This window comes from Terrabacter sp. FW104-15G4B, assembly GCF_058790095.1.
In genome coordinates this window covers 61,824-79,161 of sequence record NZ_JBYTCI010000017.1, presented here as the reverse complement: position 1 = coordinate 79,161, position 17,338 = coordinate 61,824, and the positions used below count along the sequence as shown (strand labels likewise).

Below are 17,338 nucleotides of genomic sequence, written 5' to 3'. Positions count from 1 at the left end.
AGGAGGGGCATCCCGGTGGGGGTGGGCGCATAGGGTGTCGGCATGAGCTCGTGGGGCGCACTGCTGCGTCGCGGTCACCTCGGCACGGAGGCCGACCGCGCGACGTACCGCACCCTGCACACCGCCCTGCTCGCTTCGCCGCCGTTGCGCCTGGGCCTGACTGCGACGGCAGCCGAGAAGTCGCTCAAGCACCTGCGATCGCTCCTCGGGGCGACGGCCGTGGCGATGACCGACACCAACGGCCTGCTGGCCTGGGACGGTGGGCGGTCGCACCATGCCGGCCAGCCTGCCGTCATCTCCGCGGGCACGCTCGCCCACGGGCGCACCGCCGTCGTCGACGGTGCCGACGTCGCGTGCGAGGAGCCGTCCTGCGTCGTGCGCCAAGCCATCGTGGCGCCGCTGGACGTCGACGAGAAGGTCGTCGGCACGCTGCAGGTCTTCACGGGACGGGCCTCCGCGGGGTTGGTCCGCGCGACCAACGAGGTTGCGCGGTGGGTGTCCGGACAGCTCGAGCTGGCCGAGCTCGACGCCTCGCGCACCCGTCTGATGGAGGCTGAGGTCCGTGCGTTGCGCGCCCAGATCAGCCCCCACTTCATCTACAACTCGCTCACGGCTATCGCCTCGTTCACGCGCACCGACCCTGAGAGAGCCCGCGAGCTGCTCCTCGACCTCGCCGAGTTCACCCGTTACTCCTTCCGGCGCCACGGCGAGTTCACGACCCTCGCCGAGGAGCTGCGCTCGATCGAGGCCTACCTCGTCATCGAGAAGGCCCGCTTCGGTGACCGCCTGACTGTCACCGTTCGGGTGGCGCCGGAGGTTCTGCCGGTTGTGGTGCCCTTCCTGTGCCTGCAGCCGCTCGTCGAGAACGCCGTGCAGCACGGCATCGAGAGAGGCGCAGGCGAGGGCCGGATCACCCTGCTCGCCCACGACGCCGACCACGAGTGCGTCGTCACCATCGAGGACAACGGGGCGGGGGAGGATCCGGAACGGGTGCGCCGCATCCTCGCAGGCGATCCGGAGAGCGGGTCCGTCGGCCTCGCCAACGTGGACGAGCGGCTGCGCACCGCCTTCGGTGACGACTACGGGCTCGTCGTCGAGACGGCCCCGGGCGCGGGCACAAGGGTCGTCGTGCGGCTGCCCAAGTTCCGTCCGGGGGTGCACGTGTGACCGGGACGCTGCGGGTCCTCGCGGTCGACGACGAGGCACCGGCTCTCGACGAGCTGGCTTGGATGCTGGGTCGGCACGAGTGCGTGGGCCAGGTGGTAACTGCGGGCTCCGGCGAGGCGGCGCTCCGGGTGCTCCACGAGGACGCGGTCGACGCGATCTTCATGGACGTCCAGATGCCCGGCCTCAGCGGACTCGACCTCACGCGCGTCCTCTCGCGCTTCACCTCCCAGCCGCCGGTCGTCTTCGTGACGGCCCACGAGCAGCACGCCGTCGACGCCTTCGACCTCAACGTCGTCGACTACGTGCTCAAGCCGGTGCGGGACGAACGGCTGGACCAGGCGGTTCGCCGCGTGGTGCGCCTGCTGCACGGCGGCGAGTCGGCCCCCGTGGGCGCCGCGGCCGCCGACGAGAGCATCGTCGTCGAACTGGCCGGTGTCAGCCGGCTCGTGCCACGGTCCGACGTGATGTTCGTCGAGGCGCAGGGCGACTACGCGCGCCTGCACACCGCCGCGCAGAGCCATCTCGTCCGTGTGCCGCTGACCGCGCTCGCCGACCAGTGGCGCGATGCCGGCTTCGTGCGCATCCACCGCTCCTTCCTCGTCGCGCTGCGCCACATCACCGAGTGGCGCACCGAGGGAGGCCGCACGACTGTCCTCGTCGGTGGACACGAGCTCGTGGTCAGCCGTCGTCACACGCGGGCGCTGCGCGACCTGCTCGTACGCCGCGCCCAGCCGCTCGGCCGGGGTGGGCCACCATGACCCAGCCAACCCCGAACCAATCCCGATCCCGCATCCGCGTGACCAGCCCGCGCACCTCCGCGGCGCGGACGCGGAGGACGTCCATCGCCTCGGAGATCGACGAGCAGACCCGGCTCGGTGAGCTCTACATCACCTCCCTGATGCGCAGCCAGCTACGCCTGGCCCTCGGGGTCCTCGTCGTGCTCGGGCTCACGCTCGGCCTGCTCCCCTTGGCCTTCCGGGCCGTTCCGGCCATCGCCGAGGTAGAGGTCCTCGGGGTGCCCCTGCCGTGGGTCCTGCTCACTGTCGCCGGCTTCGCAGAGATCATCGGCCTCGGGTGTTTCTACGTGCGTCGGGCCGAACGCAACGAGGACGCCTTCAGCGACCTGCTCGACGGACGCTAGGTGAGGGCCCCGCACCCGTGAGCAACTCCGCCAGCATCGTCGCCGTCATCCTGGTGTCGCTCGCGTCCCTCACGGTCGGGGCCCTCGGGTTGCGGCTGTCTCGCACCATGAGTGACTTCTACGTCGCTTCTCGCGCCGTGGGCCCGCTGCTCAACGCCTCGGCCATCAGCGGCGAGTACCTCTCTGCCGCATCGTTCCTCGGCGTCGCAGGCCTCGTCCTTGCCCGCGGCGTCGACATGCTGTGGCTGCCCATCGGGTGGACGGCCGGCTACCTGCTGCTGCTCGTCTTCGTCGCCGCACCCCTGCGCCGCTCGGGGGCCTACACCCTTCCCGACTTCGCCCAGCTGCGGCTCGAGTCCGTCACCGTGCGGCGGGCGTCGAGCCTGCTCGTCGTCGCGATCGGTCTGCTCTACCTCATCCCGCAGTTCCAAGGAGCCGGCCTCACCCTGCGCACGCTCACCGGCGCGCCGTCGTGGGTGGGGCAGCTGGCCGTCGCGCTCGTCGTGTGCCTCAACGTCCTGCCGGGCGGTATGCGCAGCGTGACCCTCGTGCAGGCCTTCCACTACTGGCTCAAGCTCCTGGCCCTGCTGACGCCGCTGTTCTTCCTCCTCGGTGCGGTCGGTGCCCGAACGGACAGCCCCCACGTCGGGACCGTCCTCGTCGCCGACTGGGTCGAGCCCCTGCGCGGCGACCACGCCCTCTACCTGACCTACTCACTGGTGCTCGCCACGTTCTTCGGCACCATGGGCCTGCCCCACGTCGTCGTGCGGTTCTACACCAACCGTGACGGGCGCGCCGCTCGACGGGCGACGCTCGCCGTCCTGGTCCTCCTGTCCGGCTTCTACCTGCTCCCGGTGGCCTACGGCGTGCTGGGGCGCTACGTCGCCTCCGACCTCGTGGCCGCGGGCCGCAGCGACTCCGTCGTGCTCGAGCTGCCCAGCCGCCTCTTCGACGGGCCGCTCGCCGAGGGGCTCACGGCGCTGCTGGCGGCCGGGGCCTTCGCGGCATTCCTGTCGACGTCCACCGGACTGGTCGTCTCGGTGGCCGGGGTGCTCAGCCAGGACCTCGTGCGCTGGGGCGCCGGTCATCGGCAGGGCATCCGCACCTTCCGGCTCTCGACGGTTGTCGTCGTGGCAGTCTCGTTCGTGCTCACCGTCGTCTCCGCAGGTGTTCCCGTGGCACACGCCGTCGAGCTGACGTTCGCGGTCGCCGCCTCGACGTTCTGCCCGATGCTCCTGCTCGGCATCTGGTGGCGCGGGCTGACCGCACGCGGCGCACTCGTCGGCATGGTCGCCGGTGGCACCCTGTCGATGGGCGCCGTCGTGTCCACGATGTTCGGCATCGTCACGGGCGGCTGGTTCGGCGTCGTCATGGCGCAGCCGGCCGCCGTCAGCGTGCCGCTGTCGTTCGCCGCGATGGTGCTCGCCTCGTGGGCCACCCGTTCCAGCGTCCCCGTGCACGTCGCGCAGACCATGGTGCGGCTGCACGCTCCCGAGCACATCGACCTCAACCGTGGCTCGTTCCACCCGGAGCGCTGGTACCGCCGGGGCGTGCGCGGCCCGGAGCCGTCGGACGTCCTGGGCCAGCCACCCTCCGAGGGCACGGTCTACGGCGCCGGGCACCCCGCATACGACAGCGGTGCGACGACCGCTCGTCGCTCGAGCACGACCGCTCGGCGCAGCTGAGCCCGCGCACGGCGAGCAGTCGGCGCCACTGGCCGATCGCGCCCCCGCTCGGGGTGCCGGCGCGCGCCGCCGGCTCCTACCTTTGCTCACGCAGGCGGCCCGACCGCACTGGATCCGCGCGTCCGAGCCGACCGGACCGACCGACCGCAGTCCCGGTACGACCCAACCGCCCGGAGGTGGCCCGTGAGCAAAGAAGCTCCAGACCGCGTGGTGGACGACCCCAACGTCGCCATGCAGGACTCGCCCGAGTTCGCGCAGCTGCGCAGCAAGTTCCGCAAGTTCGTCTTCCCGCTGACCGCGCTGTTCCTGGCGTGGTACTTCCTCTACGTCCTGCTCTCGGTCTTCGCCAAGGACTTCATGGGAACCCGGGTCGCCGGCAACATCACGTGGGGCCTGATCCTCGGGCTCCTCCAGTTCGTCTCGACCTTCGCCATCACGATGATCTACGCCCGCTGGGCCGACCGCGTGTTCGACCCCGAGGCCGAAGCCCTTGCCCGGAAGATGGGAGAGCAGCAGTGAGCACGCTCCTGGCCTCGTCCTCGTCGCTCGTACCCGCAGCGACCACCGTCGGCAACCCGGCGATCAACATCGGCATCTTCGCCCTGTTCGTCGTCGTCACGCTCGCCATCGTCATCCGCGCCTCGCGCAACAACCGCAGCGCGGCCGAGTACTACGCCGGTGGCCGCGCGTTCACCGGCCGCCAGAACGGCATCGCCATCGCCGGCGACTACCTTTCGGCGGCGTCCTTCCTCGGCATCGCCGGCGCCATCGCCATCAACGGCTACGACGGGTTCCTCTACTCCATCGGCTTCCTCGTCGCCTGGCTCGTCGCGCTGCTGCTCGTCGCAGAGCTGCTGCGCAACGTCGGAAAGTACACGATGGCCGACGTCCTGAGCTTCCGGCTGCGGCAGCGTCCGGTGCGCATCGCGGCCGCCATCTCGACCCTCGTCGTGTCGTTCTTCTACCTGCTCGCCCAGATGGCTGGCGCCGGAGGACTGGTCGCCCTCCTGCTCGGCATCGAGGGCGCCCTCGGCCAGCGGCTCGTCATCGTCGTCGTCGGCATCCTCATGATCTTCTACGTCATCTACGGCGGCATGAAGGGCACGACATGGGTGCAGATCATCAAGGCCGTGCTGCTCATCATCGGTGCTGCGCTCATGACCGTGTGGGTCCTCGGCAAGTTCGGATTCAACCTCTCGACGCTCCTCGGTGAGGCCACCACCGCCTCGCAGGAGGCTGGCGGCAAGGACCTGCTCCAGCCCGGCCTGCAGTACAAGAATCCCGTCGACTTCATCTCCCTGGCGATGGCTCTCGTGCTCGGCACAGCCGGCCTGCCCCACGTGCTGATGCGCTTCTACACGGTGCCGACCTCGCGCGAGGCCCGCCGTTCGGTCGTGTGGGCCATCTGGCTCATCGGCATCTTCTACCTGTTCACGCTCGTCCTCGGCTTCGGTGCCGCGGAGCTCGTTGGAGCCAAGGAGATCAAGAACGCGCCCGGCGGCGTCAACTCCGCAGCCCCGCTGCTCGCCTTCGAGCTCGGTGGCGAGATCCTGCTCGGGATCATCTCCGCAGTGGCCTTCGCGACCATCCTGGCCGTCGTGGCCGGCCTCACGATCACTGCGAGCGCCTCGCTCTCGCACGACATCTACAACACGGTCGTCAAGGGCGGGAAGGCCACGCCCGAGGAGGAGGTCAAGGTCGCGCGCATCGCAGCGCTCGTCCTCGGCGCCATCGCCATCGTCGGTGGCATCTTCGCCCTGGGACAGAACATCGCCTTCCTCGTCGCCCTCGCCTTCGCCGTCGCAGCGAGCGCGAACCTGCCCACGATCCTCTACTCGCTCTTCTGGAAGAGGTTCAACACCAGGGGTGCGCTGTGGAGCATCTACGGCGGCCTGGTCAGCGCCATCACGCTGATCATCTTCAGCCCGGTCGTGTCAGGCAAGGCCATCGACCCGGTGACGAAGAAGAGCCCGTCGATGCTGCAGGGCGTGGACTTCCACTGGTTCCCGCTCGACAACCCCGGCATCATCTCGATCCCGCTCGGCTTCGTCCTCGGCTACATCGGGACGGTCACGAGCAGGGAGTACAACGCAGCGAAGTACGCCGAGATGGAGGTGCGCTCGCTCACCGGCCACGGTGCCGAGCGGGCCACCTCCCACTGACGCCACCAGCCGACCGCGTGGCTGGTCACAGGGACGGCGAGTGGCCGCGCACCCGAGGGGGTATGCGCGGCCACCCGCACGTCATGCACGGATCGTCCCGGGGGTGGCAACCTCTCGCGGCGCCGTGACGTCTACAGGTCAGGTGCCGTGGGACGTGCGGCCGGAGCCCAGGAGGGTCACATGTCGATCGGCGCGGGACGAAGCGAGCGGGACCAGCCGTCCTACACGTGGCGGCCGGGGCGTGGCTTCGCCGGCGGAGCCGTGACCGGCATCTGGTTCGCGGCGGTGCTCGCGCTCCTGACCGCGGTCGTCGACCTCGTCGGCTCCGGGTGGAGCGCAGGACTGCTGGTGGCCGCCGCCGCAGAGCTGCTCGGCACCCTGCTCGTGGCCGTGCCGGTGTTCACGTTGGCCGGCGGCGCACTCCGGTCGGCCGGACGCGCCTTGGCCGTCGGAGGGTATGCCGCTGCCGCCCTCGTCGCGAGGCTGCTCCTTGCTCCGCTGGTCGACTCCGCCGTGGGCGGCACCCCGTCGAGCGGTCCTCAGCTCGCGGGCCTCGCCGCGCTCTCCGTAGTGGCGGCTGTCGTCGCGGCCCTCGTCTCCACGCGCGACCGTCTCCCGCGCACCAGTGGGCGGCTCCGGTTCCGGGCCGGTGGGCGACCGACCGGTGGTGGTGTCCCCGGCCCCTCGGCCGCGCCGGCGCCCGCGAGCCGCTATCTCTCCGGCGGCCCGTGACGGGACGGGCGCGAGTCAGATGACAACGAGGTCGTCGCGGTGGATGACCTCGCGCTCGTACTCCGGGCCCAGGTCCCGCGCGAGCTCCTTCGTCGAGCGCCCGAGCAGGGCCGGCAGCTCGGCCGAGCTGTAGTTGACCAGTCCACGGGCGATCGCGGTGCCGTCGGGGGAGCAGACGTCGACGGGGTCGCCGCCGTGGAAGGAACCCTCGACGGCCATGATGCCCGCGGGCAGCAGCGACTTCTTGCGGTGGACGAGCGCCGTCACGGCGCCGTCGTCGACGATGAGCCGCCCCCGGGCGGTCGTCGCGTGCTCGAGCCACAGCCGCCGTGAGCGCCCCCGGACACCGATCGGCAGGAAGACCGTGCCGACGTCCTCACCGGCCAGCACCTGGATGACCTGGTCCGCCGCGGTCACCGTGGTGGCGACTCCGGCGGCAGTGGCGATCCGCGCGGCCTCGATCTTCGTCGTCATGCCGCCGGTGCCGACCTTCGAGCCGCTGCCGCCGATCTCGACGTCGACGAGGTCCTGCGGTCCCCGTACGACAGGGATGCGCTGCGCCCCGGGCCTGGCGGGTGGTCCGTCGTAGAGGGCGTCGACATCCGAGAGGAGCACCAGGGCGTCGGCGTCGACCAGATGGGCGACGAGGGCGGCGAGGCGGTCGTTGTCGCCGAAGCGGATCTCGCTCGTGGCCACCGTGTCGTTCTCGTTGACGATGGGCAGGACATCGAGGTCGAGCAGCCGCTCGAGCGTGCGACGGGCGTTGGCGTAGTGCGTGCGTCGGGTGACGTCGTCCGCGGTGAGCAGCACCTGACCGACCGTGATGTCGTGGCTCGCGAACGCCTGCGTGTAGGCCGCGAGCAGCGCACCCTGGCCGACGGAGGCGGCTGCCTGCTGGGTCGCGAGGTCGCGCGGCCGGGCGGCCAGGCCGAGCGGGTGGATACCGGCCGCGATGGCTCCCGAGCTCACGAGCACGATCTGCACGCCGCCCAGGTGCTTGTGCGCCAGGGCGTTGGCCAGCGCGACGAGGCGGCCGCGGTCGATCCCGCCGTCACCGCCGGTCAGCGAGCTCGAGCCGACCTTGACGACGAGCCGTCGGGCGGTGCTGATCACGGAGTGGGGCGACACACCCCGAACTCTAGTGACGCGCCGTGGCGCCGGCGGAGTCGTCCGTCCAGCGTCCGGGAAGGGATAGGTCGTCCGCGAGCACCACGACCTACGCTGGAGGCATGTCCCAGACGATCGACCCCACCGTCGTCGAGCACGTGGCGGCCCTGGCTCGACAGGCGCGCACCGCCTCCCGGCGTCTTGCCCTCATGTCTCGAGCCGACAAGGACGCCGCCCTGCTGCTCCTGGCCGACGCCGTGGACGCGGCCACACAGGCCGTCATCGCGGCCAACTCGGAGGACCTCGAGCGCGGACGCGCGAACGGGATGAGCGAGAGCCTGCAGGACCGTCTGCGGCTCGACGAGGCCCGCGTCGCGGCCGTCGCCCAGGCCCTGCGCGACGTCGCGGCCCTGCCCGACCCGGTCGGCGAGATCGTGCGCGGATCGACGCTCGCCAACGGGCTGCAGATCCGTCAGGTACGGGTGCCCATGGGCGTCATCGGGATGATCTACGAGGCCCGCCCGAACGTCACGGTCGACGCGGCCGGCCTGGCCCTCAAGTCGGGCAACGCGGTCTTGCTGCGTGGCGGCTCGGCCGCGTCCAGCAGCAACCACGCGCTCGTCGAGGCGATGCGCGGCTCCCTTGCGACGCAAGGGCTTCCGGTCGACGCGATCACTCTGCTCGAGCAGGGAGGCCGCGACGCCGCCCGTGCCCTCATGACGGCCCGCGGCCTCGTCGACCTCGTGATCCCGCGCGGTGGCGCCGACCTCATCCAGACCGTCGTGAGCGAGTCGACCGTGCCCGTGATCGAGACCGGGGTGGGCGTGTGCCACGTCTACGTCGACCGGGCCGCCGACCTCGACAAGGCGCAGGCGATCACCCTCAACGCCAAGACGCACCGGCCCAGCGTGTGCAACGCGGCAGAGTCGCTCCTCGTCCACCGGGACGTCGCCGCCTCCTTCCTGCCCAGGGCCCTCACCGACCTCGCAGGCGCCGGGGTGCGACTGCACGTCGCGCCCGACGTCACGGAGTACGCCGAGGCGGCGGGGACGGCATACGACCTCGCGAGCGAGGCGGACTACGGCACCGAGTGGCACGGGCTCGAGATGAGCATCGCCGTCGTCGACGACCTGGACGAAGCGATGGACCGCATCCGTCGCTACGGCACGGGTCACACCGAAGCCATCGTCACCGAGGACCGAGCGGCTGCCCGGCGGTTCACGGCCGAGGTCGACGCGGCGGCCGTCATGGTCAACGCGAGCACCCGGTTCACCGACGGCGGCGAGTTCGGCTTCGGCGCCGAGATCGGCATCTCGACGCAGAAGCTGCACGCCCGCGGGCCGATGGCCCTGCCCGAGCTGACCACGACGAAGTGGGTCGTCGAGGGCGACGGACACGTCCGCTGACGGCCGCTGCCAACGCCCGGCGCACCGGATGGCATGATGACCGACCATGGAAGGCACCGAGGTCCGCAAGCTCGCTGAGCTGGAGGACGACCACTGGTGGTACCGCGAGCGGCGCCACCTGCTGGCCAAGGCCATCTCGGGGCTCGCCCCGGGACGGGCCATCGACATCGGCGCGGCCGGTGGTGGCAACACCCGCGTGCTGCGTGCGCACGGCTGGGACGCCGTCGCGCTCGAGTACGGCGTCGAAGGTGCCGAGGTGGCGCACGAGCGCGGCCTCGCGACCCTGCGTGGTGACGCCACGCGGCTCCCGCTCGCCGACGGCAGCCTCGACCTCGTCGTCGCCTTCGACCTGCTCGAGCACCTCGAGAACGACGACGCCGCAGTGGCCGAGGTGCTGCGGGTCCTCAAGCCCACCGGCACCTACCTCGTGGCTGTCCCCGCCGACCCGCGCCTGTGGTCGATGCACGACGAGGCCGTCGACCACGTGCGCCGCTACACCCGCGACGGACTGCTCGACCTGCTCCGCCGGGGCGGCTTCGAGATCAAGGACGTCCGCTCATGGAACGTCCTGCTGCGGCCTGTCGTCGCGCTGCGACGCCGGACGAGCTCAGGCTCGGACCTCGAGAACCTGCACCCGGTCGTCAACCTCGGCCTACGGGGGATCATCGCGGCCGAGCGCTACCTCCCCGTGGGCTCGCTGCCAGGGGTGAGCCTTCTCGTCCGCGCTCAGCCGCGCAGCTGACTACGCTCCGGCCGGGGGACCACCTGCGGCTGGGGGCTGTCCTTGGTGACCGTGAGGCCGTCGGGCAGCTCGTGCCCGGCCACCGGCAGCTGGTGCCCGTCGACCGGCGCCTCGGACCCGGTGGGGATGCTCGCCTCCGTCGGCGAGCCCGGCAACGGCGTGTCCGTCGGGCCGTGGAGGCCCGTGTCGGCGGTCAGGGAGTCGTAGGCGATGAAGTAGGTCGGACGGCCCTGCATCTGGCCGTACATCCGGCCGATGTACTCGCCGAGGATCCCGACACAGACGAGCTGGACCGCGCCGACGCCCGCGACGATCGCGACCGTCGAGGTCCAACCGGCGACGGTGTGCCCCTGCGAGCGTGAGATGAAGGTGTAGAGCACCAGCAGCACGGCGAGGACGGCGCCGCCGAACCCGGCGAACGTCGCCAGCCGAAGCGGTGCGGTCGAGAATCCCGTGAGCGAGTCCAGCGAGAGCTTGAGCATCTTGATGAAGGGGTACTTCGAGTCCCCGGCCGCGCGTTCCTCGCGCTTGTACTCGACCGTGTCCGAGGGGAAGTTGAGAGCCGGGACGATGAAACGCAGGACGCGGTTGTGCTCCGGGAGGCTGTTCACGGCATCGACGGTGGCCCGGGACATGAGGCGGTAGTCGCCCGCGTCGGCGTGGGCCGACGTCTGGGACAGGAAACCGATGAGCTTGTAGAACGCCCTCGCGGACCCGCGCTTGAACCACGTGTCGGTCGAGCGGTCGCTGCGGACGCCGTAGACGACGTCGACGCCGTCGCCCTTGGCCGCCGCGAGCATCTGCGGGATGATCTCCGGCGGGTCCTGCAGGTCGGCGTCGATCGTCACGACGTAGTTGCCGAGCGCGCTGACGAGACCGGCCGAGATCGCCGCCTGGTGACCGGCGTTGGCGCGCAGGCGCACGACGCGCAGCGCAGGCCACTCGCGGTGGTACCGCTGGAGTAGGGCGGGGGTCAGGTCCTGGCTGCCGTCGTCGACGGCGATGACCTCGTAGGTGCTGTCCATGGCGTCGAGCAGGGGACGCAGCCGCGCGACGAGGAGCGGGAGCACCTCCTGCTCGTTGTACATCGGGATGACCACGGACAACACGGGAACCATGAGTTCTAGCGTACGGCGCAAGATGACCTGGGGCTGTCACGTCACTGTGGCGGCACTGTGCGCGGCGTCCCCGCCAGCCCGCGGCGCGTGAGCGAGTCCAGGAGCGAGCCCCAGCCCGGACCAGGTATGCCGCCCGGCGGGCCGGAGCACCACTGGTGGTACTCCGCGGTGGCACGCGGTGCCGCGTCCCGGCGGGGGGAGTGCCTCTCGACGAGAGCCTGGGTGTCCCTCGCGCCGCACACGGGGGCGTATGCCGTCGGCTTCCACCCAGCCCACCGCGAGGTCAGCGTCCACGCCGGGACCCGTGAAGGGCACCCCTGCGTCGACCAGGACGAGTGCGCAGCACCAGGTCGAGCTCCGCCACCCGCCGGAGGTCGGCGCCCCTCGCCGGGCACTGGCACGACGTCGTCCTCGCCGCGGTGGCCGCGTGCGAGGAGCCCTTTGCGACGGCGGGGCACGAGTGGCTGCGGCGCGCGGACGGGGCGCTAGGCTGGCCGCATGTCTGATCGTGTCCTCGCACTCGCCACCCAGGGGGAGGAAGCCGCCCGCGAGCTTCCCATGCCGGTGATCGCCTTCTTCTTCATCACCTTCGCGCTCTTCCTCGTGGCCCTCGCCGTCACGTGGAGCTTCCGCAACACCGCCTACAAGGTGCAGGCGCCGCGCCGCGCCAGTGGCGCCCAGGGCACGCACGGAACGCAGGGCGGATCCGACGGGGCCCCGCACTGAGCATGCGCCTCGGCGTCATGGGTGGGACCTTCGACCCGATCCACCACGGTCACCTGGTGGCCGCCAGCGAGGTCCAGTCGCGCTTCGGGCTCGACGAGGTGGTCTTCGTACCGACAGGACAGCCCTGGCAGAAGGCCGACCGCTACGTCTCACCCGCCGAGGACCGCTACCTCATGACGGTCATCGCGACCGCCTCCAACCCCCGGTTCACGGTGAGCCGGGTCGACATCGACCGGCCGGGACCGACCTTCACGATCGACACCTTGCGCGACATCCGGGCCGAGCGGCCCGACGACGAGCTCTTCTTCATCACCGGGGCCGACGCCCTCGCCGAGATCCTCTCCTGGAAGGACGCCGAGCGCCTATGGGAGCTCGCGCACTTCATCGGCGTGACCCGCCCCGGCCACGAGCTCTCCGACAAGGGGTTGCCTGAGGACCGGGTCACCCTCCAGGAGGTGCCGGCCATGGCGATCAGCTCCACCGACTGCCGCGGCCGCGTGGCCGACGGCCAGCCGGTCTGGTACCTCGTACCTGACGGGGTCGTCCAGTACATCAACAAGTACCGGCTCTATGCAGACCCACAGGGGGCTTCACCCCCGGTGCACCACCCGGAGGACGCGCGCGGGATCCCTGCGCGCGCCCTTGCCTCTCAAGGAGATTCGTGACCGCAGCAGACCATTCGATCCAGCTCGCCAAGGTGGCCGCCGTCGCTGCCGAGGAGAAGCTCGCCGAGAAGGTGCTCGCCATCGACGTGAGCGAGCAGATGCCGCTCACCGACGTGTTCGTCATCGCCTCGGCGCCGTCCGAGCGGCAGGTCGGCGCCATCGTCGACGAGGTCGAGGACCGGCTGCGTGAGCTGGGCACCAAGCCCGTGCGCCGCGAGGGCGAGCGCGAGGGCCGCTGGGTCCTCATCGACTTCGGCGACATCATCGTGCACGTGCAGCACGAGGAGGAGCGCGAGTACTACGCGCTCGAGCGCCTCTGGAAGGACTGCCCCGAGGTGGACCTGTCCACCGTGCCGGCGCCCGGCCGGCCGCGCGCCGGGGGCGAGCTCGCCGACGCCGAGGAGTGAGCCGCACCGGGTCGGGCGGGCCCGTCGGCCCGCGCCGCATCGTCCTCGTGCGGCATGCAGAGACGGTCGACAACGCCGCACGCGTCTGGCAGGGGCACAAGGACACCGAACTGTCCGAGCGAGGACGCGAGCAGGTGGCGGCGGCCGCACCGCACCTCGCGGCCTACGCCCCGGCACTGATCGTCTCGAGCGACCTGCAGCGTGCCGCCTCGACGGCGGACGCCATCTCGGCCCTCACCGGGGTCGAGGTGCGTCTCGACGCGCGGCTGCGCGAGGTGCATGTGGGGGAGTGGCAGGGCCTGCACGCCGACCAGGTGCGCGAGCGCTACCCGGACGTCGTCGCCGCCCTCGACCGTGGTGAGGACGCGCCGCGCGGCGTGACGGGCGAGACCCGTGCCGACGTGGCCGAGCGCGCGGGGGCCGCCCTGCGAGAGGTCGCCGGGCAGCTGCTCCCGGGTGAGACCGCCGTCGTCGTGGCCCACGGCGTCTCTGCGCGCGTGGCGGCCAGCGACCTGGTGGGGCTCGACCAGGACGTCTCCGACGCGGTGTTCCGGGGGCTGGGGAACTGCCACTGGATCGAGCTCGTCGAGGCGCGAAAGAGCTGGTCCGAGCAGACCCGCTGGCGCATCAGCGGCTGGAACCTCGGGCCCTGGAACGTCTGACTCGAAAGGCCGCCGCCGATTTTGGCTCTCGGCTGCCGACCCGCTATGGTTACGCAGTCGCTTCGACGAGGTGACACCCGCACGGGGCTGTGGCGCAGCTGGTAGCGCACCTGCATGGCATGCAGGGGGTCAGGGGTTCGAGTCCCCTCAGCTCCACCGAAGGACGAAGGGCCGGACGCATCAGCGTCCGGCCCTTCGCCGTCCTTCCCGGCACCCTCTCCCGGCCCCCGAGTCGGTAGGATCGACGCCGAGCGCGCGAGCCGTGCTCGCGGACGAGGGAGCCGTACCCGCCCAGCGACAAGACGGCCAGATCGGGACGCCATGCACTGGCTCGTGCTCATCCTCTCGGGTGGCCTGGAGGCCGTCTGGGCCACCGCGCTCGCCGCCTCGGACGGCTTCCGCCGCCCACGGCCGACAACCCTCTTCGCGGTCTCGCTCGTGCTCAGCATGGCCGGCCTCGCCTGGGCCATGACCGCCCTCCCGACGGGGACGGCATACGCCGTCTGGGTGGGGATCGGTGCTGTGGGCACCGTGCTGCTCGCGGTCGCCCGTGGCCAGGAGCGGCTGGGCGCCGCGCGCGCGGCGCTGCTCCTCGTTCTGGTCGGTTGCGTCGCGGGCCTCAAGGCGGTGGCGTGATGCCGTGGGTCGTGCTGCTCGCCAGTGCCGTGCTCGAGGCCGTCTGGGCGTCGGCGCTGTCGGCCTCCGACGGGCTGTCGCGCCCCGTGCCCGCCGCGGTCTTCCTCGTCGCGGGCGTCCTCAGCATGGTGGGGCTATCGCACGCCGTGCGCAGCATCCCGATCGGCACCGCGTATGCCGTGTGGACCGGTGTCGGGGCGGCCCTGACCGTCACGTGGGCGATGGCGACCGGCACGGAGCAGTTCTCCGTCGTCAAGGTCGCCCTGCTCACGGGGATCGTCGCCGCCGTGGTCGGGCTCAAGGCCATCGGCCCCGGGCAGGCCCCGCACCGCTGACCGTGCGGCCGGCGGCTGGGCGGCGCTAGGGTCAGACATGGGTTCGTGGTGGCTCGAGGCGGTCGGCTGGGTTGGTTCTGCGGTCCTCGTGTGGTCGCTGCTCCAGACCCAGCTGTGGCGGCTGCGGCTGCTCAACCTCGTGGGCTGCGTCGTGCTCATCGGCTACAACGCAGCCATCCACGTCTGGCCGATGGTCGGGCTCAACGTCGTGCTGGCCGCCATCAACGTCGTCCACCTGGCGCGCATGTCGCGAGTGAAGCACGACGCGTCGGCCTACGAGGTGCTCGAGGTCGCCGGCGACGACACCTACCTGCGCCACGTCCTGCGGGTGAACGAGGGCGACATCCGACGCTTCAACCCGCAGTTCGTGCACGACCCCTTCACCGGGGACCCCTCCTACCTCGTGCTGCGAGACGACGAGACGGTCGGGGTGGTGCTGATGCGCGACGCGGGCGGGGGCACCGCGCAGCTGCTGCTCGACTGGGTCACGCCTCGCCACCGTGACCTGACCCCCGGCGAGTTCGTCTTCGGGCCCGACGGTCCCTTCCGGCGACGCGGCTTCCGGCGGGTGCTCACGCCGCCAGACATGGTGGAGCCCTACTACGAGAACCTCGGCTTCCGCCGCGACGGCGACGCCTACGTGCTCTGAGCCGCCTCTTCCGAGCCGGCGTGTGGGCGTCGCACCCTCGGGCCCGGCGGGGTACGCAGCCACACCCTCATCGGTGGGCTCGGACCTTCCGGCGAGGGTGATGCAGCCCGCGAGCGTGGCGAAGAAGGCGACGGCGGCCACGGCCTCCCGGCCCGGCTGGACCCGGTCGCCGAGGAAGACCAGGCCGATGACCGCCGGCACGACCGTCTCGGTCGCGAAGGTGAGGGCCGCGACTGTGGTCACCCGGCCGCGTGCCAGTGCCAGGCCGTATGCGACGAGGGCGAGCACGGCGTGGGCGACGAGCCCCCAGGCCAGGGCGCTCGTCAGCAGTCGCCACGGCGGCGCGGGAACCTCGAGAAGGCGAGCCGCCACCCCCACACCGCCGAAGCCCAGCCCTGCCGCGACCGCCAGCACGACGGCGCCGCGGCGCCGGTCGTGGTCGAGGGTGCCCGCCACGAGCAGGGCCGCCACGAGTGCGGCTGCCGACAGCAGCCACCACACCGCGCCGGGACCGGGGTCCTGGGCCATCCCGTCCGCGGCGGCGAGGGCCAGCCCCGACAGGCCGGCGACGACCACGAGCAGGGCGACCACCTCGAGGGCGCCCAGGCGCACGTGCAGCACGACAACGGACAGCGCGGCCGTCACGGCGACCGAAGAGGCCACCGCCGACTCGACGAGGAACAGCGGAAGCGTGCGCAACGCGGCCACGGACGCGACGAAGCCGCCGGCGTCGAGGCCGAGGCCGATCGCATACGGCCACCCCGCGCGGGCGCGCACCAGGAGCGTGGTGCCCTGCGGTGTCGCGGTCATGCGGCGGACGCCTATGGTCTGCAGCACGGTGCCGGCGCCGTAGGCGAGCGCCGCCACCAGGGCGCCGAGCAGTCCGAGCGTCACCCGGTCATGGTGGCCACCGCGGCTGGGAGGAGCCTGACCCGAGGGCGGGACGAGGGCGGTGACCCTGGCCACCATGGAGCGTCAGGCACCGGCTCCCCGCCTACGCTGGAAGGTGGGAGCCGAGCACACTCTTGGGGCCCGGCGGCCCGAAGAGGGCGGTGATGACCGGTCCGCGAAGGCGCACCAGAGTGGGTCTGAGAACGGCAACGACCAGAACCTCACGTCGCGCGAGGACCCGAACATCCTGCGGGTGCTCGCACCCACCGGCGCCGGCCCCGACCCGACGGGTGACCGGACGGGAGCGGAGGCCGAGCTGCGGGCCAGAGCCCTGCAGCGGCTCAAGAAGAAGGCGGACTTCCGCAACCACCTGCTCATCTACGGCCTGGTCAACGCGATGCTCGTCGTCATCTGGGCGGTGACGAGCGGAGGTTTCTTCTGGCCCATCTTCGTCCTTGCAGGATGGGGCGTCGGGCTCGTGGCCAACTTCTACGACGCCTACGTCAAGGACGAGCCGAGCGAGGCCCAGGTGGAGGCCGAGGTGGAGCGGCTTCGCGATCGCTGACGTCCGCGCCTCAGGCCAGGCGCTGGCACTTGCTCATGAAGCGGTCCGGGTCGACGACGGCCCGGTGGAACTCGCCCTTGGCGATCTCCTCACCGTCGGAGTCCTTCACCGTGACGTGACAGACGAGACGTCGCCCGTCGTTGATCGGCTCCGCGCACAGGACCGTGATCCCGGCCCCGACCGGGCTGCCCTTGACGTGCTCGATCCGGACCATCGTCCCGACCGTCGTGTGGTCGGCGTCGATGGTCTGCCGGCAGACCTGGAAGGCGGCGTTCTCGCACCACGTGATCAGACGCGGGGTCGCGAGGACGTCGAGGTCGCCGCTGCCGACCCGGGCGGCGGTGTCGTCGGCGGTGACCGTGTGCTGGAACTTGCGCATGGGCATTGGACGAGTCTGGCAGACAACGGTGCGTTCGCCGATTCGTCTCGACAGGTGGGTCCGCCGGCAGCTCGGCTGGTACGTCGACGGAGGGCGGACGCGGGGCTGCGCTAACCTGTGGGACATGGCTGGCCTGCTGCTCCTTCCGCAGCCGCGTTGACGA

Annotated in this window: 20 protein-coding genes, 1 tRNA gene and 1 riboswitch; of the genes, 18 read left to right on the top strand and 3 right to left on the bottom strand. The window is 71.4% G+C overall.

What is annotated here, in order from left to right; translation table 11 throughout:
- Positions 1-42 precede the first annotated feature (42 nt).
- The 7 genes from AC3WRT_RS14085 to AC3WRT_RS14055 all read left to right on the top strand — a co-directional run bounded on the left by AC3WRT_RS14085 (position 43) and on the right by AC3WRT_RS14055 (position 6,887).
- Positions 43-1,167: a sensor histidine kinase gene (locus tag AC3WRT_RS14085; RefSeq protein ID WP_492722895.1), complete on the top strand. Its 1,125-nt coding sequence runs from the start codon at positions 43-45 to the stop codon at positions 1,165-1,167.
- Positions 1,164-1,925, top strand: a complete 762-nt coding sequence (locus AC3WRT_RS14080; RefSeq protein ID WP_492722893.1) for a LytR/AlgR family response regulator transcription factor — start codon at positions 1,164-1,166, stop codon at positions 1,923-1,925. The genes AC3WRT_RS14085 and AC3WRT_RS14080 overlap by 4 nt, the downstream gene beginning before the upstream one ends.
- Complete coding sequence (locus AC3WRT_RS14075) at positions 1,922-2,308, top strand: hypothetical protein (protein ID WP_492722892.1); 387 nt, start codon at positions 1,922-1,924, stop codon at positions 2,306-2,308. The genes AC3WRT_RS14080 and AC3WRT_RS14075 overlap by 4 nt, the downstream gene beginning before the upstream one ends.
- A gap of 17 nt (positions 2,309-2,325) precedes the next feature.
- Positions 2,326-3,993, top strand: a complete 1,668-nt coding sequence (locus AC3WRT_RS14070) for a sodium/solute symporter (protein WP_492722888.1) — start codon at positions 2,326-2,328, stop codon at positions 3,991-3,993.
- A 231-nt stretch (positions 3,994-4,224) separates the two neighbouring features.
- Entirely contained in the window at positions 4,225-4,512 is a 288-nt protein-coding gene (locus AC3WRT_RS14065) for a DUF485 domain-containing protein (protein WP_492722899.1), read from the top strand.
- On the top strand, positions 4,509-6,155 hold the full coding sequence (locus tag AC3WRT_RS14060; RefSeq protein ID WP_492722886.1) for a monocarboxylic acid transporter: 1,647 nt from the start codon (positions 4,509-4,511) through the stop codon (positions 6,153-6,155). The genes AC3WRT_RS14065 and AC3WRT_RS14060 overlap by 4 nt, the downstream gene beginning before the upstream one ends.
- 180 nt (positions 6,156-6,335) lie before the next feature.
- Positions 6,336-6,887 carry a hypothetical protein gene (locus tag AC3WRT_RS14055; protein WP_492722883.1) on the top strand — a complete coding sequence of 184 codons (552 nt, stop codon included), beginning with the start codon at positions 6,336-6,338 and terminating at the stop codon, positions 6,885-6,887.
- A gap of 15 nt (positions 6,888-6,902) precedes the next feature.
- On the opposite strand, the gene proB is transcribed toward AC3WRT_RS14055, so the two are convergent.
- Positions 6,903-8,015, bottom strand: a complete 1,113-nt coding sequence (gene proB, locus AC3WRT_RS14050) for a glutamate 5-kinase (RefSeq protein WP_492722881.1) — start codon at positions 8,013-8,015, stop codon at positions 6,903-6,905.
- A gap of 101 nt (positions 8,016-8,116) precedes the next feature.
- Between proB and AC3WRT_RS14045 the strand changes: the two genes are divergently transcribed.
- Positions 8,117-9,400 (top strand): glutamate-5-semialdehyde dehydrogenase, encoded by a 1,284-nt coding sequence (locus AC3WRT_RS14045; RefSeq protein ID WP_492722879.1) that lies wholly within the window; start codon positions 8,117-8,119, stop codon positions 9,398-9,400.
- A 46-nt stretch (positions 9,401-9,446) separates the two neighbouring features.
- Positions 9,447-10,142: a class I SAM-dependent methyltransferase gene (locus tag AC3WRT_RS14040; protein ID WP_492722877.1), complete on the top strand. Its 696-nt coding sequence runs from the start codon at positions 9,447-9,449 to the stop codon at positions 10,140-10,142.
- On the opposite strand, the gene AC3WRT_RS14035 is transcribed toward AC3WRT_RS14040, so the two are convergent.
- Entirely contained in the window at positions 10,127-11,260 is a 1,134-nt protein-coding gene (locus tag AC3WRT_RS14035; RefSeq protein WP_492722875.1) for a glycosyltransferase family 2 protein, read from the bottom strand. The genes AC3WRT_RS14040 and AC3WRT_RS14035 overlap by 16 nt on opposite strands.
- 498 nt (positions 11,261-11,758) lie before the next feature.
- Between AC3WRT_RS14035 and AC3WRT_RS14030 the strand changes: the two genes are divergently transcribed.
- From AC3WRT_RS14030 to AC3WRT_RS13990, 9 genes are all read left to right on the top strand, one after another.
- Positions 11,759-11,986, top strand: coding sequence for a hypothetical protein (locus AC3WRT_RS14030; RefSeq protein WP_492722873.1), 228 nt, complete (start codon positions 11,759-11,761; stop codon positions 11,984-11,986).
- A gap of 2 nt (positions 11,987-11,988) precedes the next feature.
- A complete protein-coding gene (nadD, locus tag AC3WRT_RS14025) occupies positions 11,989-12,651 on the top strand; it encodes a nicotinate-nucleotide adenylyltransferase (protein ID WP_492722872.1) in 663 nt (220 codons plus the stop codon).
- Positions 12,648-13,058, top strand: coding sequence for a ribosome silencing factor (rsfS, locus tag AC3WRT_RS14020; protein ID WP_492722870.1), 411 nt, complete (start codon positions 12,648-12,650; stop codon positions 13,056-13,058). The genes nadD and rsfS overlap by 4 nt, the downstream gene beginning before the upstream one ends.
- The gene (locus AC3WRT_RS14015) at positions 13,055-13,720 is read left to right on the top strand and encodes a histidine phosphatase family protein (RefSeq protein WP_492722868.1); all 666 of its coding nucleotides are present in this window, start codon (positions 13,055-13,057) and stop codon (positions 13,718-13,720) included. Before rsfS ends, AC3WRT_RS14015 begins: the two co-directional genes overlap by 4 nt.
- A gap of 83 nt (positions 13,721-13,803) precedes the next feature.
- Positions 13,804-13,876, top strand: a tRNA-Ala gene (locus AC3WRT_RS14010).
- A 90-nt stretch (positions 13,877-13,966) separates the two neighbouring features.
- Positions 13,967-14,032, top strand: a riboswitch (guanidine-III (ykkC-III) riboswitch).
- Positions 14,033-14,041: 9 nt separating this feature from the next.
- The gene (locus AC3WRT_RS14005) at positions 14,042-14,356 is read left to right on the top strand and encodes a DMT family transporter (RefSeq protein ID WP_492722866.1); all 315 of its coding nucleotides are present in this window, start codon (positions 14,042-14,044) and stop codon (positions 14,354-14,356) included.
- Entirely contained in the window at positions 14,356-14,691 is a 336-nt protein-coding gene (locus tag AC3WRT_RS14000; RefSeq protein ID WP_492722864.1) for a DMT family transporter, read from the top strand. Before AC3WRT_RS14005 ends, AC3WRT_RS14000 begins: the two co-directional genes overlap by 1 nt.
- Before the next feature lie 37 nt (positions 14,692-14,728).
- Complete coding sequence (locus tag AC3WRT_RS13995) at positions 14,729-15,340, top strand: hypothetical protein (RefSeq protein ID WP_492722862.1); 612 nt, start codon at positions 14,729-14,731, stop codon at positions 15,338-15,340.
- 967 nt (positions 15,341-16,307) lie between these two features.
- Complete coding sequence (locus AC3WRT_RS13990; RefSeq protein ID WP_492722860.1) at positions 16,308-16,796, top strand: 2TM domain-containing protein; 489 nt, start codon at positions 16,308-16,310, stop codon at positions 16,794-16,796.
- A gap of 10 nt (positions 16,797-16,806) precedes the next feature.
- Here the strand turns inward: AC3WRT_RS13990 and AC3WRT_RS13985 are convergent, their stop codons facing one another.
- Positions 16,807-17,181, bottom strand: a complete 375-nt coding sequence (locus AC3WRT_RS13985; protein ID WP_492722859.1) for a thioesterase family protein — start codon at positions 17,179-17,181, stop codon at positions 16,807-16,809.
- Positions 17,182-17,338 lie beyond the last annotated feature (157 nt).